Annotated in this window: 21 protein-coding genes; 12 read left to right on the top strand and 9 right to left on the bottom strand. The window is 56.7% G+C overall.

Going from position 1 to position 20,994, the window contains the following annotated elements; all coding sequences use genetic code 11:
* Positions 1-1,253: M20/M25/M40 family metallo-hydrolase (locus EYQ49_01225; protein ID HIG24501.1), on the top strand; the 1,253-nt coding region annotated here is incomplete at its 5' end.
* On the opposite strand, the gene EYQ49_01220 is transcribed toward EYQ49_01225, so the two are convergent.
* From EYQ49_01220 to EYQ49_01205, 4 genes are read right to left on the bottom strand one after another with little or no spacing between them, the layout of a single operon-like run.
* Positions 1,235-2,068 carry a taurine dioxygenase gene (locus EYQ49_01220; GenBank protein ID HIG24500.1) on the bottom strand — a complete coding sequence of 278 codons (834 nt, stop codon included), beginning with the start codon at positions 2,066-2,068 and terminating at the stop codon, positions 1,235-1,237. The two genes, EYQ49_01225 and EYQ49_01220, sit on opposite strands and share 19 nt — an antisense overlap.
* Positions 2,069-2,077: 9 nt before the next feature.
* On the bottom strand, positions 2,078-2,695 hold the full coding sequence (locus tag EYQ49_01215) for a thiamine diphosphokinase (GenBank protein HIG24499.1): 618 nt from the start codon (positions 2,693-2,695) through the stop codon (positions 2,078-2,080).
* Positions 2,692-3,486 (bottom strand): ABC transporter ATP-binding protein, encoded by a 795-nt coding sequence (locus tag EYQ49_01210; GenBank protein ID HIG24498.1) that lies wholly within the window; start codon positions 3,484-3,486, stop codon positions 2,692-2,694. Before EYQ49_01210 ends, EYQ49_01215 begins: the two co-directional genes overlap by 4 nt.
* 24 nt (positions 3,487-3,510) lie before the next feature.
* Positions 3,511-4,227 carry a sulfite exporter TauE/SafE family protein gene (locus EYQ49_01205; GenBank protein HIG24497.1) on the bottom strand — a complete coding sequence of 239 codons (717 nt, stop codon included), beginning with the start codon at positions 4,225-4,227 and terminating at the stop codon, positions 3,511-3,513.
* A gap of 29 nt (positions 4,228-4,256) precedes the next feature.
* On the opposite strand from EYQ49_01205, the gene EYQ49_01200 reads away from it, so the two are divergent.
* The 3 genes from EYQ49_01200 to EYQ49_01190 all read left to right on the top strand — a co-directional run bounded on the left by EYQ49_01200 (position 4,257) and on the right by EYQ49_01190 (position 7,505).
* Entirely contained in the window at positions 4,257-5,555 is a 1,299-nt protein-coding gene (locus tag EYQ49_01200; GenBank protein ID HIG24496.1) for an HlyC/CorC family transporter, read from the top strand.
* A complete protein-coding gene (locus tag EYQ49_01195; protein ID HIG24495.1) occupies positions 5,552-6,559 on the top strand; it encodes an HlyC/CorC family transporter in 1,008 nt (335 codons plus the stop codon). The genes EYQ49_01200 and EYQ49_01195 overlap by 4 nt, the downstream gene beginning before the upstream one ends.
* A gap of 103 nt (positions 6,560-6,662) precedes the next feature.
* Complete coding sequence (locus EYQ49_01190; GenBank protein ID HIG24494.1) at positions 6,663-7,505, top strand: M23 family metallopeptidase; 843 nt, start codon at positions 6,663-6,665, stop codon at positions 7,503-7,505.
* 14 nt (positions 7,506-7,519) lie between these two features.
* On the opposite strand, the gene fabI is transcribed toward EYQ49_01190, so the two are convergent.
* Positions 7,520-8,287, bottom strand: coding sequence for an enoyl-ACP reductase FabI (gene fabI / locus EYQ49_01185; protein ID HIG24493.1), 768 nt, complete (start codon positions 8,285-8,287; stop codon positions 7,520-7,522).
* A 102-nt stretch (positions 8,288-8,389) separates the two neighbouring features.
* On the opposite strand from fabI, the gene npdG reads away from it, so the two are divergent.
* The 6 genes from npdG (at position 8,390) to EYQ49_01155 (ending at position 15,131) form a co-directional block, all read left to right on the top strand.
* Positions 8,390-9,061 (top strand): NADPH-dependent F420 reductase, encoded by a 672-nt coding sequence (gene npdG, locus EYQ49_01180; protein HIG24492.1) that lies wholly within the window; start codon positions 8,390-8,392, stop codon positions 9,059-9,061.
* 20 nt (positions 9,062-9,081) lie between these two features.
* Positions 9,082-10,203, top strand: coding sequence for a cysteine--tRNA ligase (locus EYQ49_01175; GenBank protein HIG24491.1), 1,122 nt, complete (start codon positions 9,082-9,084; stop codon positions 10,201-10,203).
* A 41-nt stretch (positions 10,204-10,244) separates the two neighbouring features.
* Positions 10,245-12,212, top strand: a complete 1,968-nt coding sequence (gene thrS, locus EYQ49_01170; GenBank protein HIG24490.1) for a threonine--tRNA ligase — start codon at positions 10,245-10,247, stop codon at positions 12,210-12,212.
* Complete coding sequence (locus tag EYQ49_01165) at positions 12,209-12,727, top strand: HIT domain-containing protein (GenBank protein HIG24489.1); 519 nt, start codon at positions 12,209-12,211, stop codon at positions 12,725-12,727. The genes thrS and EYQ49_01165 overlap by 4 nt, the downstream gene beginning before the upstream one ends.
* Positions 12,724-14,229, top strand: coding sequence for an alpha/beta hydrolase (locus EYQ49_01160; GenBank protein HIG24488.1), 1,506 nt, complete (start codon positions 12,724-12,726; stop codon positions 14,227-14,229). The genes EYQ49_01165 and EYQ49_01160 overlap by 4 nt, the downstream gene beginning before the upstream one ends.
* Positions 14,230-14,330: 101 nt before the next feature.
* Complete coding sequence (locus EYQ49_01155) at positions 14,331-15,131, top strand: metal ABC transporter permease (protein ID HIG24487.1); 801 nt, start codon at positions 14,331-14,333, stop codon at positions 15,129-15,131.
* Here EYQ49_01155 and EYQ49_01150 read toward each other — a convergent pair.
* The 3 genes from EYQ49_01150 to EYQ49_01140 form a co-directional block, all read right to left on the bottom strand.
* Positions 15,128-16,003, bottom strand: a complete 876-nt coding sequence (locus tag EYQ49_01150) for a zinc ABC transporter substrate-binding protein (GenBank protein ID HIG24486.1) — start codon at positions 16,001-16,003, stop codon at positions 15,128-15,130. The genes EYQ49_01155 and EYQ49_01150 overlap by 4 nt on opposite strands.
* Before the next feature lie 213 nt (positions 16,004-16,216).
* Positions 16,217-17,581, bottom strand: coding sequence for a TrpB-like pyridoxal phosphate-dependent enzyme (locus tag EYQ49_01145; protein HIG24485.1), 1,365 nt, complete (start codon positions 17,579-17,581; stop codon positions 16,217-16,219).
* A 70-nt stretch (positions 17,582-17,651) separates the two neighbouring features.
* Positions 17,652-18,281 carry a class I SAM-dependent methyltransferase gene (locus EYQ49_01140; GenBank protein ID HIG24484.1) on the bottom strand — a complete coding sequence of 210 codons (630 nt, stop codon included), beginning with the start codon at positions 18,279-18,281 and terminating at the stop codon, positions 17,652-17,654.
* Between the two features lie 103 nt (positions 18,282-18,384).
* Between EYQ49_01140 and EYQ49_01135 the strand changes: the two genes are divergently transcribed.
* Entirely contained in the window at positions 18,385-19,125 is a 741-nt protein-coding gene (locus EYQ49_01135) for a hypothetical protein (protein HIG24483.1), read from the top strand.
* Between the two features lie 3 nt (positions 19,126-19,128).
* Here EYQ49_01135 and EYQ49_01130 read toward each other — a convergent pair whose 3' ends face one another.
* Positions 19,129-20,124 carry a hypothetical protein gene (locus EYQ49_01130; protein HIG24482.1) on the bottom strand — a complete coding sequence of 332 codons (996 nt, stop codon included), beginning with the start codon at positions 20,122-20,124 and terminating at the stop codon, positions 19,129-19,131.
* A 34-nt stretch (positions 20,125-20,158) separates the two neighbouring features.
* Between EYQ49_01130 and EYQ49_01125 the strand changes: the two genes are divergently transcribed.
* Positions 20,159-20,971: a hypothetical protein gene (locus EYQ49_01125; GenBank protein HIG24481.1), complete on the top strand. Its 813-nt coding sequence runs from the start codon at positions 20,159-20,161 to the stop codon at positions 20,969-20,971.
* Positions 20,972-20,994 lie beyond the last annotated feature (23 nt).

Here is a 20,994-nt window from a genome sequence, read left to right as displayed (position 1 = left end):
CCGAATCAGGTCAGGAGGTACGCAACGCCGACCTGCTGGAGGCCTATCTGGGGAATGTGGGACTGGACGTTGAGCGCTTCGAGCCGACGCCCGGGCGGACCTCGCTGGTGGCCCGCATCGAGGGCTCCGATCCGTCGGCGCCCTCGCTCTGCCTGATGGGCCACACCGATGTGGTGCCGGTCAACCCCGACGGCTGGGACCGCGATCCCTTCGGCGGCGAGCTAGTAGACAACGAAATCTGGGGCCGAGGCGCCGTCGACATGCTCAACCTCACCGCCGGCCAAGCAGTAGCTTTTCGCACCCTGGCCAACCAAGGCTTCAAACCACGCGGTGACCTGATCTTTTTTGCGGTAGCCGACGAAGAATCAGGCAGCGCCCACGGAGCCCGCTGGATGGCCGACCACCACTACGCCGACATCAAAGCCGACTACGTGCTGACCGAAAACGGTGGCCTGCATTCCGGGCCCGATACCGCCCCCGCTATCAGCGTCAACGTGGCCGAAAAAGGCGTGGCCTGGCGGCGTTTAACGGTACGCGGCACCCCCGGTCACGGCTCCATGCCCTACCGCACCGACAACGCCCTAGTAAAAGCCGCCGCAGTCATCCAACGCCTCGCCGAATACCAGCCAGCGGCCCGTTTTCACGAACTCTGGCGAGCCAGAGTAGAAGCCATGGGCCTACCCGAAGAAGCTAAACAACAATTACTTAACGAAGACCAAGTTGACGAGTTTCTCGCCAACCTGCCCAGCGCCGCCACAGCCAGCCACCTGCACGCCTGCACCCACGCCACCTTCTCACCCAACGTGGGCCACGCCGCCGGAAAAACCAACGTCATCCCCGACCAAGTCAGCATCGAAGTAGACATCCGTACCCTGCCCGGCGACCTCTCGGTAGCCGACCACCTACGAGAAGCCTTAGGCGACCTAGCCGACCACGTAGAAACAGAGGTGCTCATCAACGACGCCTCATCGGCCAGCCGCATCGACACCCCCCTGTGGGAATCACTCAACCGGGCCATCAACAAACCGTTCCCCTCGGCCCGCCTCAACCCGCAATTCTCGGTGGGTTTCACCGATGCCCGGGTTTACCGAGAACACGGCGCCGTGGTTTACGGTGCCGGCTTACTTAGCCCAGCCATCGACGCCGGCGAATTCGGGCGGCGCTTCCACGGCCACAACGAACGCATCGACGTAGAATCACTGCGCCTCACCACCCAGATGTACCTCGATGTCTGTCAAGACTTACTGGGCTGACGCTGGTCGGCAGACACCACCACCCGGTGCATGACTCGACGCTGCGGTAAGTAGTCGTCAACGGCGTAATGTTGCGACCCGCGATTGTCCCAAAGAGCAATAGTGCCCGGCTGCCAGCGCAACCGAACATGAAATTGTGGCCGGTTAATAAAATCAAACAAAAAGGTCAACAAACGATGACTCTCAGGTCGGCTCATACCCAACACATGCACCGTGAACGTTTCGTTAACATTGACAAACGGTCGGCCAGTAACTGGATGATGGTCAATAATGGGGTGTGCAGCAGACCCCACCGAAGCCATGAGTTGGTCCACCTTCTCAGAGCCGCCCTCGGCAAACGCTTGGTTGCGAAACGAACCCAAATCGTGCACAGCAGAGAGGTCTTGGAGGTCTCGGCGTAACCCCGGCGGCAAAGCATCGTGAACCGCGAACAAACTGGCCCACAAAGTGTCACCTCCCACCGGTGGAATAACCACGCCCTGGAGCACCGAAGCAAAAGCAGAAGAGGGCTGAAAAGTTAAATCGGAATGCCACTCGGCGCTATCTGGTGGGTTATCGGGATGGGTATCCAAAACTATGACCGACGGGTGCCCCGGCAAAGAAGGATACGTATGGTGGGCCTCCACTACCGGGCCAAAATTGGCCGCAAAATCTGTCAACTCTTGTGCGGTCAAATTTTGTTCATGAAAGAAAAGCACATGGTGCTTCGTGAGTTCATGGTGCAAAGCATCAGCCAGTTCAGGTTTTAAAACACCGGTTAAATCGACGGCCGAGACCTCGGCACCAATAACCGGAGTGGATGGAGTGACCAACATGAGCAGAGGCTAGGTCAACGCCCAGAGCAAAAGCACCCCGGAGACCACCTTGACGGTGATCTGGTTGTCTACTACTTGGTTAGATAAACCACGCCCCGTGCCGGAAGGCAAAATTTCACCATGCAAAGGCCACCGCAGGCCAGTGGTTTGCACCCCGACCGCCGGGCCCCCCAGAGCCAACAAACTTAACGAAGAACCCTCAGGCAAGGTGCGGCAAAAATCTTGGTGCACCACCCACCCCGTGGCCCCTGCGACACGGATTTCAATGGCCAACCCGGCCCACCGTTGGGCAGCCAAAGCGAGCAAGTTGCCCAGCGCATGATCAGGGCGGCCACCTAAAGAGCCCACCGCGGTGATTGATAAAAAACCTCGGCGCTCGGCGGCCGCTAAAGCCAGTTCTAAATCTGTTTCATCCTTGTCCACCGGATGCTGTTCAATCTCGATCGCCGCCAACCGGCCAGACGCAGACACGGAATCTAAATCGCCCACCAGTAAATCTACCGAATAGCCCAAAGCCAACGCATGGTCGGCCCCCCGGTCGGCGGCAATAACAAAATCGGCCGGCGGCAGGGGAGCGGTAAGAGCCGGTGGCGGGCCACCCAAAAAAACTAAAGCGTGGTCAATCATGTTGTGCCCCTCACCTGCGCCGTCCAGCGGCCAGCTTTTTCACTGGGCGAAACATCCAAACCAAAACACCGGCCCAAATGCTCCTCGGTCAACACCTGGCCCAACACCCCCTGGCTAACCACCTGACCTTGACGCAACAACAAGCCGTGAGTAAACCCCGGCGGAATCTCCTCCACATGATGCGTAACCAAAACCATGGGCGGCGTCTCGGGTGCCTTAGCCAACGCAGCCAAAGTAGCCACCAGTTCCTCACGGCCCCTCAGGTCTAAACCCGCCGTGGGTTCATCAAGCAACAATAAATCCGGGTCCGTCATCAAAGTGCGAGCCAACAACACCCGTTGGCGTTCCCCCGAAGACAGCGTGCCAAACGAACGCTCCACCAAACCCCCGCAGCCCAACTGAGTTAACAATTCTTGGGCCCGCAAGCGGTCTGCGGCAGAATAACTATCCCACCAAGGTTCCAACGCTCCAAACAATGCCGTCATGACTACCTCAGTAGCAGAAAGCGTGGCCCGCAAATCTTGGGCCAAACTCGCCGAACTCAACCCCACCCGGCGACGCAAACCCCGCACATCTACCTCGCCCAAAGCGTGATCCAACACGGTCACCCGGCCACTCGATGGGTGCAAACGCAACGCAGCAATCTGCAACAACGTGCTTTTGCCCGAACCATTCGGCCCCAAAACTACCCAATGCTGCCCGGGCGCTACCTGCCAATCAACAGCATTTAGTACCGCCTGGCCGTTATAACAGCGACTCACCGCAGCAAAAGAAATTACCGGCTCAGTCATACCTCAAACCTTAGACGGCAAAACTCAAAGCAGGGACCGCAGCAACAAAGCCACGGCCGCCACCGCCGACAACACGTACACGCTGGTCGACACCCGCCCGGCATCAATACGCGAACGCAAAGGCCCCGACAAAGCCACCCCAGCCACCACAGCCGGAGCCAACCACAAAGCAGTCGCAAAATCTTGACCAGTGATTTGCCCCCCCATAGCCAAACCCACCACCGACATGGACGTGCCAATCAAAAAATACGGTGACATGGTGGCCCGAAAAGACGCCCCATCTAAATCATGCAAAGTCAAAGCCACCGGCGGGCCACCCACCCCTACGGTGGTAGCCATAAACCCACTCAACCCGCCGGCCCCCAACAAGAGTTTCTTGCTGCGCTGCGGCGCCAAACCGCTGACCTTCAGCCCCACGGCCAACAGCAACAACACCCCAAACAAAACCCCCAAACGGTCACCCGAAAAAGCCTGCAAAGCCACCACGCCCAACACCACCCCCGGCAACCGCCCCAACAACGTCCACGTCAAAATAGGTTTCTCAACGTGACCACGCTCTCGCCAAGTCATCAAACCGTTAAGTACCGGGCTCACCAACAACACCGGCACCGGCACCAAAGACGGGTTAATCAAAGCCAACAACGGCACGGCAAACAAGTTGGCGCCAAAACCCACCGCCCCCTGCAAAGCACAAGCAATCAAGTAAACGGCCATGGCTAAACCGGTTTCCCAAACAGACATGCCTGCAGGGTATTAAAAAATCTGCCGCAATGGTCAACCCGCAGACGGCTAACATAAACAACCTGATGGGAACTCTGCCGGGTCTGCTAATAATGGCCTTGCTTTTGGCGGTCAACGCCGCCTTCGTGGCCGCCGAATTTAGCCTCATCGCCTTAGACCGAGCAGCCATAGAAGCCCAAGCGGCCAACGGCAGCCGCCTGCACCGCCGACTGCTACGCAGCCTGACCCACCTGACCGAAACCATGTCGGGCTTTCAATTTGGCATCACCGTTTCGGCCCTCTTGCTGGGCTTCGTAGCCGAACCCACCGTGGCCCGTCTGCTAACCGGCCAAGATCACCCCACGGGCTTGAGCGTGGTTATGGCCATCGCCGTAGCGACGGCATTGCACCTAGTAATCGGCGAACAAGTACCCAAATACTTGGCCTTAGCCAGCCCAGAAAAAATAGCCCGCCGAACCGTGCCCCTTCTGGCCCCCTACAGCACTGTAGTGCGGCCCCTCGTGGCGGTACTCAACCACGCAGCCAACGCAATACTGCGACGATTTGGCGTAGTACCCCGCCACGAAATAAGCAACTCTCGTAGCGTCGACGAACTTGAGGACCTCATCACCGCCTCGGTGGCCGGCGGCCTCAACCCCGAAGAAGTAAAACGCCTAACCCGGTCACTGCACTTTGGCGACAAAACAGCCAGCGACGTACTGGTACCCCGCCCCGACATAGAAGCCCTCGCCGCCGACGCCTCGGTAGCCGATCTCATCGAACGCTCCCAAAAAACCGGTTACTCCAGGTTCCTAGTTTACGGCAACGACCTTGACGACGTGGTGGGCCTCGTGCACGTAAAAGGCATCTACCGCCTGCCGGTAACCCAGCGCGCTGACACGCCCATAAGCGAACTCATGCAAGAAGTGCAAGCGGTACCAGAAACCCGCAGCTTGGCCGAAATCATGGTTGACTTTCGCCAACACCAAACCCAAATGGCACTAGTCATAGACGAACACGGCGCCACCGCCGGCTTGCTCACCCTAGAAGACCTTTTAGAAGAAATACTGGGCGACATTAGCGACGAACACGATCAACAACTTCCGCTAGTGCGCCCCACCCCCAGCGGCGACCTGCTGGCTGCCGGGCGCCTCAACTTTGACGAGGTGTACGAAGCCACCGGGTTCACCGTGCCCGAAGGCCCCTATGAGACCCTGGCCGGCTTTGTGCTGACCCAACTCGGGCACCTGCCGCAACTCGGCGAAACCATAGAACACCAAGGTTGGTGTTTCGAAGTAATGGCCATGGAAGGCCGGCGCATCGCCCTCTTGCGGGTGGTGAAACCATGATCATCGCCTTGCTGATTTTGCTTATCGTTGCCAACGCCATTTTTGTGGCCGTGGAGTTTGCCTTAGTAGCAAGTCGCCCCGGACCGTTAGAAAAAGCCGCCCAACAAGGCTCACGAGGGGCCGCCTTGGCCTTAAAAGCTCGTCAAGACTTGCGGCCCCAACTCTCGGGTGCACAGTTAGGTATTACCGCCAGCAGCGTGGTGTTGGGCATCGTGGCCCAACCCTCGTTGGGGCGCCTATTCACCCCCATTTTTGAAGCACTCGACACCCCCCAACAATTCACCCAAGACATCAGTTGGCTCCTAGCCATGGGCACCGCGGCCATGGTGCAGATGCTGCTCGGCGAAATGGTTCCCAAAAACTTGGCCATCGCCGCCCCAGAACGCACCCTGCAGCGACTCATGCCCGTGCATCGACTCTTCGTGCGAGCATTCGGGCCCATCATTTGGGTACTGGACCACACCGCCGCCCTTTTGGTGCGCCCCTTCGGCTCGCCCCCGGTAGACGAAATCGAACACGCCTTAGGTGCCCCAGAACTCTCCGCCATATTCGCTGCCTCGCAAAACGAAGGAACCCTCGACGCTTTTGATCATGGACTGTTATCTGGATCCCTGGCGTTAGCGCAGCGGCCATCAAAGGAATCCATGGTTCCCGTGGCGGCCATGGTGGCCATAAGTCAGCAAGCCACCATCGCTGAGATAGAACAAATCATCGTGACTACCGGACACACCCGGTTTCCGGTTTACGCCCAAAACCGGCAAGACCTGGTGGGCATGGTCCACGCCAAAGAACTCTTAGCCTTTGGTCCCCAAGACCAAAACCAAGCGTTGCCCGCCTCGGCCGTACGACCGCTCATCACGGCAACCGAAACCACCACTCGCCAAGAAGCATTAGTGATCATGCGAAAAAACAAAACTCACCTGGTGGTGCTAGAAAACTCTGCCGGCCAACCCCAAGGCTTGATCACCATGGAAGACATCGTGCAAGAACTCATGGGGGAATAGCCCAAAAACGCCGCCCACGGCCCTTGCCCGCTGTGACCACTGCCCCCTTTGGGAATGAACCGCCGCGGCCCTTTTTTACCCCTTGGCGACTACCCTTAACAAAATGTTCCGTATTTCCGCTCTCTTTGTCGCGTTTGGGTTGCTCGCCGCCTGCACAGTGGCCGATGCCCAAGAAGCAGATCAAGCATGGGTCATGAACCCCCCAGAAGGCTTACAAATGGTAGTGGAAGCTGCGGTGACCGCAGGAAACGAAGCCACCGAAGTAGCGAGAGAGTTAACGGAAACCACGTCACCGGCAATAGCCCAGATCGAAGCCCTCAACCGGCAAGCAACGCAAACCAGCCAACTAAGCGAAATGTTGGGCGACACCATTGGTCAAGGGCTCTTGAACCTCCGAGAACTCCAAAAAGAACAAGAAGCAATATTGGCGGCCCTTACCGATGAGCAACGTCGAGAACTAGAAACCCGAGCACTGGCCGAAGCAAGCCAAGCCGCCGTTAACCGCCACGTCGGGTCAACCACCTGGGTGTGTTTGGTAGCCGGCGAAATGCAGTACCGAGACTCGTGGGGAGAACCCCGTTCGGGCGGGAGAACCCACGAAGGAATCGACATCATGGCACGATGGGGAACTCCCATGGTGGCTCCCAAAGCCGGTGAACTGACCTTTCGCTACGACCCCATCGGGGGAAAATCATTTTACCTCACCACCATCGAAGGCGATGTTTGGTTCGGCACCCACCTCAGCAGTTACGCAACCAGCGGCTGGGTAGAAGCTGGCACGGTTATTGGCTACATCGGCCGCTCTGGCAACGCTGTAGGCAACCATGTGCATTTCGAATACCGGCCCGGCGGTAACTCCAAGAACGCTGTGAACCCGTTTCCCATTGTGGAAGCGCACTGTGAGAACGGCCGGTCAGCGCCCCGCTCACAAGAACCCGCTGAATAACCCCAGTTTTCTGGCTAAACACCCATGGCGTGAAAACCGCCATCTACGTGGATCATTTCGCCCGTGGTGGCCGGAAACCAGTCGGAAAGCAAAGCCACGCAAGTGCGAGCCACCGGTTCGGGGTCGTTGACATCCCAACCCAAGGGTGCTCGATCAGACCAAGCATCTTCAAAAGCCGCAAAGCCAGGAATACTCTTGGCAGCCATAGTACGAATAGGGCCGGCGGCCACCATATTTACCCGAATATTGTCGGGGCCTAAGTTGCGGGCCAGGTAACGAGAAGCCGACTCTAAGGCAGCTTTGGCTACCCCCATCCAGTTGTAAGCCGGCCAAGCGACACGAGCATCGAAGTCCAAGCCAATGATGGACCCTCCGTCGGTCATCAACGGGGCTACTACTTCAGCCACCGTTTTCAAAGAGTATGCAGAAATTTCCATAGCCACCGCCACGTCGGCCCATTGGGCGGCCATAAAGTCGTCGCCCAAACACACCTCGGGGGCAAAACCGATGGCATGCAAAGCCCCATCTACCCGGCCCCATTTTTTCTCTAAATGCTCGCGCAGGGCCACTGCTTGTTCTGCCGAGGTGACATCAAATTCTAGAACTTCAGGTTCGGTAGGCAGTTTGCGGGCGGTGCGTTGGGTGAGGCGAAGGGCCCGGCCCGCACCGGTAAGAACAATTTCGGCGCCTTCTTCTTGTGCCAAACGGGCAATGGAAAAAGCCAGCGAAGCATCAGTAAGCACCCCGGTGATCAGTAACTTTTTGCCCTCAAGAATGCCCATGACGTTCCCTTCGAAAATTAAAGCCCATGCCGGGCGATGGATTTCCCAGACCCTATCGCCCCGCTTACCGCAGAGAGGGGAGCCATAGTCTACGCTGTTCTTATGATAATTGGATTATTGGGTGCCACTGGCCCCGCCGGAACCGCTTTAGCTGCCCGTTTAGCATCGGTGGGTCATGAAGTTTTGTTGGGTTCGCGGTCTCGGTATCGATCGTTGGAAGAACGAGACAAAATTGTTGAGCGCTGGCCCGATCATGATCTCCGTATCCAAGCCACCGATAATCAGGAAGCTGCCCAAGCCGAATTAGTGGCGATCACCACACCTTGGGATGCCGCTGCTTCTACTGCTTATTCGGTGGTTGAGCATTTGCACGGCAAGGTAGTGATTTGTATGTCCAACGCTTTGGCCTTGGTGCACGGGGAGTTTCAGCCTCTGGTGCCACCGCGCGGCTCGGTAGCGGCCAGCGTGCAGGTGGAGGTTCCTGATGCCTTTGTGGCCGCCACCTTGCAACATGTGCCAGCGACCGAAATCGGCAACCTTGCTGCCGATTTGGTGAGTGATGTACTGATTTGTTCGGATCATGAGCGGGCCACCGAAGCGGTTTGTCAATTGCTGAGTAAGTTTCCGGGCGTTCGGCCATTAGATGCCGGTGGGCTTTCTAATGCCATGGCCATTGAGGCTTTTACGGCAGTGCTGCTGCAACTCAACACCAAATATAAAACCCGAGTAGCGGTACGCTTCACAGGCATCGGTGACCAAAGCGACCAAAAATGATGACCGGGGTGCTGACCCCTTTGCGGCTTTACGACACGGCTCAACGAAAGGTGGTTGATTTTAACCCCAAGCCGGAGGTTACTTTTTACCTTTGTGGCATCACCCCTTACGATGCCACGCATCTTGGGCACGCCGCCACTTACGTTATTTATGATGTGTTAGAGCGCCGCCTGCAACAACGTGGGCACACCACTCGCCTGGTGCGCAACATCACCGATGTCGACGACGACATGTTGCGGGCCGCCCGCCGGCGAGGAGTGCACCATCTTGATTTGGCTTTTGGCGGAGTGCGCCAGTTTGATGTCGATATGGAAGCCTTAGGCAACTTGGCTCCTTGGCGGGAGCCGAGAGCCACCGGGGCTATCCCAGAAATTAGAGGCTTGATTCATAAACTCTTGGACAAACAAGCGGCCTATGTGGTGGACGGAACAGTTTTTTTTGATGTCTCGTCGGCACCTGATTTTGGAAAACTCAGTGGGTTGAGCAGTGACGCCATGGTGCGCATCGGTGCAGAACGAGGGGAGGAACCCGGCGACCCGCGTAAACGCAACCCTTTGGACTCAGTTTTGTGGGTTCCTTCTGGTGCAGATGAACCGGCTTGGGATGCCCCCTGGGGGAGGGGCCGCCCCGGTTGGCACGTGGAATGTTCGGCGCTGGCTTTACGGCATTTGGGTTCACCGGTGGACCTCCACGGGGGTGGCACCGACTTGATTTACCCGCACCATGAATGTTCGGCGGCTCAAGTTGAGGCAGCCACCGGTCAACCGTTAGCTGACCATTGGATGCACCAAGCCATGGTGGTCCATGAGGGTGAAAAAATGTCTAAGTCGTTAGGCAACCTCGTTTTTGTGGCTGACCTATTGCGTTGCCACGACCCGATGGCCCTTCGGCTTTTGTTGCTCTCCCACCATTACCGTCGTTCGTGGTCGTGGGACCCGCGACTGCTAACCACCGCAGATGACCGTTTGAAACGTTGGCGGGCTGCGAAAAACAATACGGAATCACCCACTCTTGTCGGGCAAATAGGGGCGTTGCTGGACGACGATCTCGATGCCCCCGGAGCGCTGGCGGTCATCGACCAAGCAGTTACTCAAGGGCAAGGGGCCAAGACAGCGGCGGCGTGTTTAGGGGTTGTGCTCTAATACAGCGGTGCGGGGCTGTCAGTTGGCTAACCTCAAGACATATGACTGATATTTGCATCACCTTGCCCGATGGTTCTGAACGCACCTTGCCCGATGGGGCTACGGCAGCCGACCTGGCGGCAGACATCGGCCCTGGTTTGGCCCGGGATGCCTTGATCGCCGTGGTAAACGGCGAAGAAAAAGATCTGGTGGCTCCGCTGGTTAACGGCGCCACCGTGGCCATCGTTACCCCGCCCAGCGACCAAGGTCTCCATACCTTGCGCCACTCCACCGCCCATGTGTTGGCCCAAGCGGTGCTTGAACTTTGGCCGGGCGCCACCTACGCCATCGGCCCGCCCATTGATCATGGTTTTTACTACGACTTTGAACTCCCTGAGGGGGGCACCTTTAGCCAAGAAGACTTAGCGGCCATTGATGCGAAAATGCGTGAAATCATGGCCGCTGATCAACCGTTTGAACGCGGCGAGGCCACCACTGACGAGGCACTGACCATCTTCGCCGACCACATATATAAGCGAGAAATTATTGAAAAAGTAACGGCTGGCGGCGGCGACGGTGAGTTGGCGGCCGAAACCGGAGCCGGTGGTACGGTCAGTTATTACCGCAATGGTGAGGGTTTTGTGGACTTGTGTTTAGGTCCTCATGTGCCTTCAACAGGCCGTCTGGGGCATTTTGCTTTACAAAAAGTTGCGGGCGCTTATTGGCGGGGCGACACCACCCGGCCCATGCTTCAACGCATTTACGGCACCGCGTGGGCCAATAAAAAAGACCTTAAACGCCATTTGCAAAACCTCATTGAAGCCGAAAAACGTGATCACCGCCGTCTGGCTGCCGAGTTAGATTTGGTGTCTTGGCCAGAGTCTCTTGGCCCTGGTTTGGCGGTGTGGCATCCCAAGGGCGCTTTGGTGCGCAAAATTATTGAGGACTACAGCCGAGAACGTCACGAAAAAGGCGGCTACGACTTTGTCTACAGCCCCCATATTGCCAAGTCGGTTTTGTGGGAAACCAGCGGCCACTTGGACTTCTACGCCGATGGCATGTACCCGCCGATGGAACTCGACGGTGCTTCTTACTACCCCAAGCCCATGAACTGCCCGTTCCATGTGGCTATTTTTGATAGCGGCCAGCGGAGTTACCGTGAGCTGCCAGTGCGCTTTTTTGAGCTGGGAGCGGTCTACCGCTACGAGTTGTCGGGAGCCATTCACGGCTTGTTGCGTAGCCGAGGATTTACCCAAGATGATTCACATATTTTTTGTACCCGTGAACAGGTAGCCGAAGAGTTGGCTTCTTTGTTGACCTTTACCTTGTCGGTATTGCGAGCCTTTGGGTTTGATGATTTTCAAGCCAAATTGTCGACCCGTCCACCGGAAAAATCGGTAGGCGAAGATGAGATGTGGGAAGAAGCCACTGATGGTTTGCGAGGCGCTTTAGAGGCCGCCGGTTTGGACTATGTGGTCGAAGAAGGCGGCGGAGCATTCTATGGCCCCAAGATCGATGTGGACGTCACCGATGCCATCGGTCGCCCATGGCAACTGTCGACCATTCAACTGGACTTCAACCTCCCGGAACGTTTTGAACTGGAATACGTTGGTTCAGATGGGGGACGTCACCGACCGGTGATGATCCACCGAGCACTTATGGGCTCCATTGAACGTTTCTTCGGTGTGTTGTTAGAGCACTACGCCGGGGCGTTTCCCACGTGGTTGGCGCCAGAACAGGTACGCATTTTGCCGGTAGCCGACGAACATCAGGCCTACGCCCAACAGTTGGTTGACCGTTTAACCGAAGACGGTTTTCGAGCGTCGATTGCCGAAGCTCGCGACCCCTTGGGTAAACGGGTGCGCGAAGCCAAGGTAGCGAAAACGCCGCACGTGTTGGTGGTGGGCGACGATGACGTAGCGCATGACACGGTGGGTGAAAATGCCCGCGGTACCAAAGAACCAGAACGCGACTTGGCGTTTGAAGAGTTTTGTGCTCGTTTGGCTACCGAGGTGGCGGAGCGCCAGTGAGTCGACTTGACCACCTTTGGGCAGGTTGGCGGCAGACCTATTTGGCCGGGGAGCAAGACCAGCGCGAGTTGCCAGATATTCCCGAGGGTGGCTCAATTTTTTCGGCCATAGAACGCAGCGGGTTACCCGACGAGGAAACCTTTGTGGTGGCTCGTGGTGATGCCTGTTTTGTTTTGCTTAATGCTTACCCCTACACCAGTGGGCACGCCATGGTGTTGCCCAAAAGAGTGGTGGGAACGTTGGCCGATTTGACCGACGAAGAGTACACCGAGTTGTGGCTCATGGTGCGGGACACGGTGACGGCACTTGAAGCGGCCTATATGTCGGGGGGCATCAACGTTGGTTTGAACCAGGGGCGTGCCGCGGGCGCCGGAGTGCCGGAACATTTGCATGTGCATTGTTTGCCTCGCTGGTCGGGCGACACGAATTTTTTGACTTCGGTGGCGGGGGCTCGGGTTTTGCCTGAAGCCTTGAACGACTCGTGGCAACGCCTGCGAGAACATTGGCCTGAATGAGAAAATCCCACCTTCTGCTGCTAGCGGTTTTGCTGGCCGGGGCGTGTGGAATAGACAACACAACGAGTACCACTGCGGTGGCGGTCACCTCCGAGGTGCCGCAGCCCACCACCTCGGCGACCACTTCGACTGTCGCTGGTTCGCTTGCTTGGAAAGGCTGCTGGGGGGTAGCGGAATGTGCTGATTTAACGGTGCTCATGGATTACGCAAACCCCAGTGGCGAGACGGTAAGCATTGCCGTGGTGCGTGTGGCTGCGGTGGAGGAACCCTATTTGGGGCCACTGTTTTTGAACCCGGGCGGGCCCGGTGGATCGGGTCTGGACATGGTGGGGGAGTTTGCTGACCTGTGGTCCATGGTGTTCCCTCAGTTTGATGTAGTGGGCTTTGACCCGCGTGGCGTTGGGGCCTCTTCGGCGGTTTTGTGCCCCACCGATTACGACACTGACGACAAGCAAGCATTTGATGCAGGCGATGATCTGTCGGCGTTATTTGTTGAACAGTTGGATTATGTAGAACAGTGTCAAGAACTCAGCGGCGAATTATTGCTTCATGTGGGGACAAATAATGCGGCGCGAGACATAGACGAAATGCGTATTGCTTTGGGGGTAGAGCAGATCACCTATTTGGGGTATTCCTACGGGACGCGTCTGGGGGCGGTGTATGCGGGGTTGTTTCCTGACCGGGTGCGAGCCATGGTGCTCGACGGCCCGTTGGACCCCGCTGAGCAGTTAACCAAGTTTTCCTCGGTGCAGGGAGATGGTTTTGAGTCAGCTTGGAGCCGTTTTGCTGCGGATTGCCGGGCTGATGCTGCGTGTGCGTTGAATGAATTTGGTGGCCCGGAGGCTGCTTTTTTTGCCGCAGATGCTTTGTTGGAGGAGCAAAACTTTTTGGTCGGTGAGGGGCGAGAGTTGTCTCGGGCGGAGTTTGTGTTTGGGGTGGGGGTGGCCTTGTATTCGCCGCAGAGCTGGCCCGACCTGGTTGAGGGCGTGGTGGAGGTTTTAGAGGAGCGGCAGGGAAACATTTTCCAGGGTTTAGTGGACGACATGATCGGCCGCCAGCCCGACGGCAGTTACGACAATTCAAATGCGGCCAACTTGTTGATCAATTGTGCTGATGACCCTGGGCGCCCCAGTCAAGAAGAAATAGTGGAAGCAAATGGTGCGTTGGCCAGCACGTTGCCGCATTTTGGGCCTGTTTTTCGCGGGACCACCGGTTGTTTTGGTGTTCCGGCGGCGGTTGACCCACTGCTCTCCATGCCGACTGATATGGCGGTTCCGGCTTTGGTTATCGCTATGGAAGGCGACCCAGCGACCCCGATGGCTTGGGCTGAGGGCTTGCGAGCGGCGGTGGGGGATGCCGTTTTGATTACCACCGATGGGGACGGCCATGGGGCGTTTTTGTCGAACAGTGAGTGTGTGACCGAAGTGGTGTTTGCTTATTTGTATTTGTTGGTGGTTCCGGTAGATGGTTGGTCGTGTGAGGAACCGGCGCTTTACGGCTAGTATTGAGATTCATTCTCATTTACGGTTTGGAAGGCAAGAAAATGGAATTCATCACTGACCCCTGGACTTGGTGGGTTTTGCCGTTTGTGGACAACGTATTTATGCAGCGGGCGCTGTGGGCCGGGCTTTTGGCTGTGCTGGCTACCTCAGTGGTGGGTACCTGGGTGGTGCTCCGGGGCTTAACGTTTTTGGGCGATGCTTTGGCCCATGGGGTGTTGCCCGGTATTGCCCTTGCCGTGGTGTTAGGTATTGACCCGGTGGTGGGGGCGTTGGTGGCGGCCCTCGTCATGGTGGCTGGGGTAGGCGGCGTACGTCGGCTTACCCCGTTGCCCGATGATGTTTCGGTGGGTTTATTGTTTGTGGGCATGCTGGCTTTGGCCGTGGTGATTATCTCCAGCGATGCCGGGTCAGATGCCGGAGACTTGCATCGGGTTCTTTTTGGTTCGGTTACCGGTATTCAAAGCGGCGACTTGTGGCGTCAAGTAGGGGCCGCGGCCCTGGCGGTGGGTGGCGTGGCGTTTTTTCACCGAGCTTTTTTGGTGGCTACCTTCGACGAAACGCAAGCTGAACTTTTAGGCCTTCGCCCGCAACGAGCCCACTTTGTTCTTATGGCCTTGGTGGCGATCTCGGTGGTGGCTTCTTTTCAGGCGGTAGGAGCTTTATTGGTCTTCGCTTTTTTGGTGGCTCCGCCCGCTACGGCCATGCTGGTGGTGCGTCGGGTGCCGGTGATTATGGCCACCGCAGTGGGGTTTGGGGCGGTCGCCGTGGTGGTGGGTGCCTTGATGAGCTTTCACCAAGGGGCAGCCGCTGGCGGTTCCATGGCTTTGATCGTGGTGCTGGAGTTTTTACTGGTGGCGGTAGTTAAAGCCGGCTGGAAAAAAACAAGATCCGTGGAGGCCTAACTGTTTTGCCAGGCGGCAACCAGGCCATCAATCAGTTCGGTTAAAACGTCGGCTAACGACTGGTGGGGTAGGGGGGCTACTGGCACCTCTACTAATTGAGCGCCGGTTTCTTCGGCCAACCGGTGGGCTTCTTCGAGGTGGGCATTTTCGGCCACCGCAATCACCGAAGTGCCCGTAGATTCCATTGTTGAAACCAATTGGGCAAGGCGGGCGGTGCTGGTCTCTTGGAGGGAACTGTTGCCGTCCACCATGGTGGCGGCCACGGTGATGTCGTAGCGGGCGGCCAGATGGCTTAAAAACTGGTGGTCGGTAACCAGAAGTCGCTGGGCTACCGGTATGACAGAAATGCGTTGGGCCAAGTCTGTGTCAAGGGCTGCGAGTTGCCGATCGGTTTCTTGTCGGCAAAGCGAAAGTTCAACGTCGGTCAGGTTGCCGTGGGTAATCAAAGCAGTTTCAATGCTCGGCAGGAGTGTGCGCACCAAGTTTGGGTCGAGCCAAAGGTGAGGGTCGCCGCTGGTCAGGTTTAGTGCAGTGGCCGCTTCGAAAACCGGCGTGGGGGTGGCGGCTAAGGCAGCACTCCAGCCGGCCTCTAGGCCCAAACCGTTACTAAAAATTATTTCAGCTTGATCAAGGGAAGACCGGTCAGCCAGCGAGGGGGCGTCGGCGTGATGGTCGGCCTGGGCGGAAATCAAAGAGGGGACGTCTGCTTGGCAGGCCACTGACGACACGACTTCTGCCCAAGCGGGGGTGGTGGCCAGTAGCGGGGCAGTGGTGATGCTTTGCGGACTGCATGAGCTGCTGACTAGCCACAGGGCGAGAAGAAAAAAGAAGGGGCGAGTCACCCTCTCAGCGTAGTGAGAATGATTCTCAATTACACCCGTATCTTCTTGAGTTCTAAGTACTGGTCAGCGGTAACGTGACCTCGTGAAAAAGCCCATCACCCCCAACGTATTGTTGCTGCTCGGAGCCGCCGGGTTTCTTTACCTAACCCGGTCAGACCTCCGTACGGCGGTGTTTTTGGCCGTGTTAGGAGGACTCACCTGGCTCATTAGCGTCGCTGCCGAACGGCGCCACCAAAAATAAGGTCACTCAATAACCGGAATCTGTGCCATGGCGGCAGCAACTTTTTCTTCTGGATAGTCATAGTCCACCAGTTCGCCGGCCAAGAACTTCTCGTAAGAAGACAAGTCAAGATGCCCATGGCCACACAAAGCAGTCAAGATGACCTTCTCCTCACCAGTTTCTTTGCAGCGCTTGGCTTCACGAATGGCCGCAGCAAGAGCGTGAGCGGGTTCCGGTGCCGGCACAATGCCTTCGGTGCGGGCAAACAACACGGCTGCTTCGAAGCACTCCGTTTGGTGGATAGCTTCCGCTTCTACCAGACCCTGATCATAAATGTGACTAACCAACGGGGCCATTCCGTGATAACGCAAACCACCAGCGTGAATAGGGTCGGGTACAAAAGTGTGGCCCAAGGTATGCATCTTGACCAACGGGGTGAGTTGCCCCGTATCGCCAAAGTCATATCGGTACTCGCCCTTAGTGAGCGACGGGCAAGAGGCTGGTTCGACACAACGAATAGTGGGGTTCATGCGCCCGGCGAGTTTTTCCCGCAAGAAAGGGAAGGACAAGCCACCAAAGTTTGACCCACCTCCGGTGCAGCCCACCAACACATCGGGCGTTTCGCCCACCTTGGCCAACTGCAACAAAGCCTCTTCACCAATAATTGTTTGATGCAACAACACGTGGTTCAAGACGCTACCTAAGGCATAACGGGTGTTCTCGTCCTGAACCGCCATCTCTACCGCTTCTGAAATAGCGATTCCCAAACTCCCCGGGCTATCCGGGTCGGCGGCCAAAATAGCTCGCCCGGCTTCGGTTAAATCTGAAGGGCTTGGGTGCAAGGTAGCGCCCCAAATTTCCATCATGGTTTTGCGATAAGGCTTCTGATCGTAAGAAGCCCGCACCTGCCAGACCTCGCACTCGATACCAAACTGCGCCGTGGCAAAAGCCATAGCGGAACCCCACTGACCAGCCCCGGTTTCGGTGGTGATCTTGGTGATGCCTTCTTTAGCGTTGTAATAAGCCTGCGGCACCGAGGTGTTTGTCTTGTGGGAACCAGCTGGGCTAACCCCTTCATATTTGAGGAAAATCTTGGCCGGAGTATCTAAGGCTTTTTCTAAACGGCGGGCCCGCAACAACGGGCTGGGACGCCATAAACGATAAATGTCCAACACCTCGCCAGGGATATCAATGTACGACTCGGCCGAAACCTCCTGTTCGATGAGACCCATAGCAAACAACGGGGCCAAGTCATCGGGGCCAATGGGCTCACGAGTACCGGGGTGCAGCGGCGGAGGCGGAGGAACCGGCAAGTCGGGGATGATGTTGTACCACTGGGTGGGCATTTCCGATTCGTCTAAAAGTACTTTCGAATAGTTGTCGTCCATGGCTGTTCCCTCCGTTGCTTATGTAAGGCACCCACTACAGCACAAAAACAGGCAGTACACCAGTGGTTGGTTAAAAGCGGCGGGCCACACACCAAGAGGCAGTGCCCGAATACGAGGCAACGGCCTGCCAGCGCCCCGGCAAAGCAGTTACTACATCTTCGGCCGGAAGATGAATCGGCGTGTCGCCAGAACGACTGTTGACCCAAACCAACGCCCCACCGGGGGCCAAACAACGATCAACCTCCGCAGGAAACAACAACATGTTCATGAGAACTAAAACATCGGCGGCGTCATCGGCAAAAGGCAACTGCTGAGCATCAGCACACACCCGCAAAGCCGCCTTTGGCGCACGAAAAAGCATTTCCGGCGAAAGATCCACCGTGGCCACCGTAGAAAAATGTTGTTGCAGAACTTGGGTGGCTATTCCGGTGCCGGCGCCTAGTTCCAAAGCGATGGTGCCCTGCACTTCGCCGCGACAAAGAGCATCCTCAAGAGGGATCATGCGCTCGGGGTTACTGCGGGTAGCCGCCCACTCTTCGGCGAGGCCATCAAAAACGCCGCGTACAGTGGCCCGCCGTTCCGCATCCCAAGTGTTGTCAAAAGCTACTTCTCGAGTAACCACCCGCATAGGGTGGTCTTGGCCGCTGTACTGATCAGAAATATCTACCGGGTGTACGGGGTCAAGATAAGTAACGGTCATGGCTTTAATGTTACTGCCACCCGTCTGGTAAAAAGAAATTAAGGAAAGTGTAAGATTTAGGGAAGGACAGGCTCGTAATAGTGACACTCACTAAGGAGAAATAATGAAAAACACACACAAAATGTCCGCACTAGTCTTTGGCTTTGCTCTTGTGCTGGGCGCCACGGGCTGTTCTGGTGACAAAACCACCACCGCTGAACCAGCGGTCACCACTACCACGACCAGCATTGCCGTAGCCACCACCACCACGACCACGACCACGCCAGCGGCCACTACCACAGAAATTCTTTCCACCACAACACTGGCAACCACCACGTCAGCCCCCGCGACCACAGTTACCACCACTACCGAAGCGACCGTAGCTCCTTGCGATGCTTCATGGACCACCGATGCAAAAGTAACTGCCGGTTGGCCAGGGTCTTCGGGTCTTTTTGCCGGCCCTCACGTGCAAGAAACCGCTCGCATCGGGGCCCATGACGGCTATGACCGGTGGGTGCTTGAATTCCGCGCTGACTCCACCCCTCCCGGCGGGTGGGCAATCTCTTGGAACGTCGGCCCCATCCTCGAAGACGGATCAGGTTTTGTGGCCGAAATTGACGGCACCGAGTTTCTTTCTATAAGAATGCTGGCTTCTAGCGGATGGGCACTTCCTGAAGCAGAGTGGTATGCCGGCCCCACCTCGCTCATGGGAGCAGACGTCGGTGCCAGCAACCTTGTTGAAGCAGCACTCATTGGAGACTTCGAAGGGTATTCCACCTGGGGAATCGGCGTCGACCACCAAGCTCCGTTCAACGTCTTCACCCTCAGTAACCCGGCCCGCTTAGTTATCGATATTTGCCACTAAGCGTTAGTTCAACGGTGGCTGCTGGCCTGCTGATTTCTTATAGACCAGCAAGTCGGTGCCGACCACCGTGGAGGGGTCACAACCAAGGAGTTGCACGTTGTCAAGCGACTGCCAGGCCACCCCGTCGGTGGAGGTGTAGTGGCGCATGCCGCTTGGCGTGCAAGTCAAAAGGCGAAACTGCCCTTCAAAATAAGAGAGGTCGGGTACTGCTCCGTCAACGGTTGCTTGCCAAGAAAAATCCCCATCGGCGCTGCCTAAATAAATTTCTGTGGCGGGGGTTTCTTCCATAGCCAAACCAACCGCTAGCCACCATTGGTCGTCCAAAATTACTAGTGAAGGGTCAAACCGGTCGGGGAGGTCAAGCAAGCCTCGATGGGTACTGAAATGCTGGCCGTCGGCAGAAAGCAGGTAACAAATAGGCCCCGGTGGCCCGTGGCGAAGAAAACCATCAAGCACGCTGAGGCCAATGGACCCACTAGCTAAGAGAACGACATCGGGGTCAACCATGCCGGCAAAGATCTCTCCATTGACCACGATGGAGCCCAAATCAGTAAAGCGCTCATCTTCAAGCGTCCCGTGGTGAATGGTGTGGTCGGCGGCCTGCACCCACCACAAATGCAAGACCCCATCAATCATGAGGCCATCGGGCACCGATGCTCCCTCGGCAACGAGACGTTCATCGCTTAAGGTTTTTCCATCAAAGGTGGCAATCCAAGTTTGTTCATTGTCTAAGACGTCAATGTGTTCGGGAGGGCCGTGGCCGGTGGCGCTACAAGGAGGAAGAGTGCTTGTGGTGGGTACGGCCGCCGTGGTTGTCGTGGTTGCCACAGTTGTTGAGGTACCGGTCAAGACTGTGGTGGTCGAAGCAGCAAGGCTGGTAGTCGATAAAACCGTGGCAGTAACGGGCTGAGTATCTGAAGTAACCGCCGGAGCGGTTGACGAGGCGGCGCAACCGCTCACAAAAAGCAACGAAAAGACAACGGCTAAGCGAAGAGGCATAGACAAAAGGTATCGCTTCCTTTAAGATGATGCCATGAAACTCCTACGAATCTTCACCTTATTTGTTGCAACATCACTTTTGGCTACCGCTTGTATGCGAATCAATGTGGAAATCGCTGTGGATGCTGAAGGCAACGGCACCATTGCTGGAACCATGTTGTATTCAGACAAACTCGCCGCCATGGCGGCCATGGAAGAAGGCGCCGACTTTGACTTCTGTGGAGAAATCCAAAGCGGCGAAGCCGACATGGATCCGGCCATGGATCTCCCCGCCGGCGCAACGGTTACCCCAGTAACTGAAGACGGCTGGTGCGGCATTGCTTTCACTGCAGATTTTGCCAACTTTGACCCCAGTGGGGTAGGAGACATGGACGGTGGTGGCTTTGTGGTTGATGGCGACACCATTTCTTTCAGCATGGACATGACAGACCCCGAAAGCGACGAAGACATGGAGATGGAAGAAATCACCATGATGCTAGAAATGTTTGACATCCCCGACCCAGAATTCACTATTGAAGTCACCTTGCCGGGCACAGTGCTTACCCATAACGCCGATTCGATCGATGGTTCCACCTTGCATTGGGATGTTGACCTCTTTGGTGAAGGGAAAACGCTTACCGCATCAGCAGATATGTCTGAAAAGAGCTCAAATACCAAGGTGATCGTCATCGTGGTGATTATCGCAGCCCTTTTGGCAGGATTAGTAGCCCGCCAACGCTCGGGTAGTGCGCTCACCACATCGGAAGAAACAGTTGAAACCGATGGGCCAGCCTCATCAGAAGAAGATGGACCAGTCGCATCGGAAGAAACAGTTGAAACGGATGGGCCAGACGAAACCCTTGAGTAGCCCACTCATTTTGGAAATAACAA

The sequence above is a fragment of the Acidimicrobiia bacterium genome (assembly GCA_012959995.1).
In the GTDB taxonomy this organism is placed as follows: Bacteria; Actinomycetota; Acidimicrobiia; order Acidimicrobiales; family MedAcidi-G1; genus MedAcidi-G2B.
This window is presented reverse-complemented; position numbering and strand designations above follow the sequence as displayed.

Coding starts and splice junctions, on each gene's coding strand:
- EYQ49_01220 (HIG24500.1), bottom strand. CDS start 2,068: ATGTTGGTCACTCCATCCACTCCGGTTATTGGTGCCGAGGTCTCGGCC.
- EYQ49_01205 (HIG24497.1), bottom strand. CDS start 4,227: ATGTCTGTTTGGGAAACCGGTTTAGCCATGGCCGTTTACTTGATTGCT.
- fabI (HIG24493.1), bottom strand. CDS start 8,287: ATGGGCATTCTTGAGGGCAAAAAGTTACTGATCACCGGGGTGCTTACT.
- EYQ49_01135 (HIG24483.1), top strand. CDS start 18,385: ATGAAAAACACACACAAAATGTCCGCACTAGTCTTTGGCTTTGCTCTT.
- EYQ49_01130 (HIG24482.1), bottom strand. CDS start 20,124: ATGCCTCTTCGCTTAGCCGTTGTCTTTTCGTTGCTTTTTGTGAGCGGT.
- EYQ49_01215 (HIG24499.1), bottom strand. CDS start 2,695: ATGATTGACCACGCTTTAGTTTTTTTGGGTGGCCCGCCACCGGCTCTT.
- EYQ49_01200 (HIG24496.1), top strand. CDS start 4,257: ATGGTCAACCCGCAGACGGCTAACATAAACAACCTGATGGGAACTCTG.
- EYQ49_01140 (HIG24484.1), bottom strand. CDS start 18,281: ATGACCGTTACTTATCTTGACCCCGTACACCCGGTAGATATTTCTGAT.
- EYQ49_01155 (HIG24487.1), top strand. CDS start 14,331: ATGCAGCGGGCGCTGTGGGCCGGGCTTTTGGCTGTGCTGGCTACCTCA.
- npdG (HIG24492.1), top strand. CDS start 8,390: ATGATAATTGGATTATTGGGTGCCACTGGCCCCGCCGGAACCGCTTTA.
- EYQ49_01145 (HIG24485.1), bottom strand. CDS start 17,581: ATGGACGACAACTATTCGAAAGTACTTTTAGACGAATCGGAAATGCCC.
- EYQ49_01190 (HIG24494.1), top strand. CDS start 6,663: ATGTTCCGTATTTCCGCTCTCTTTGTCGCGTTTGGGTTGCTCGCCGCC.
- thrS (HIG24490.1), top strand. CDS start 10,245: ATGACTGATATTTGCATCACCTTGCCCGATGGTTCTGAACGCACCTTG.
- EYQ49_01210 (HIG24498.1), bottom strand. CDS start 3,486: ATGACTGAGCCGGTAATTTCTTTTGCTGCGGTGAGTCGCTGTTATAAC.
- EYQ49_01195 (HIG24495.1), top strand. CDS start 5,552: ATGATCATCGCCTTGCTGATTTTGCTTATCGTTGCCAACGCCATTTTT.
- EYQ49_01160 (HIG24488.1), top strand. CDS start 12,724: ATGAGAAAATCCCACCTTCTGCTGCTAGCGGTTTTGCTGGCCGGGGCG.
- EYQ49_01125 (HIG24481.1), top strand. CDS start 20,159: ATGAAACTCCTACGAATCTTCACCTTATTTGTTGCAACATCACTTTTG.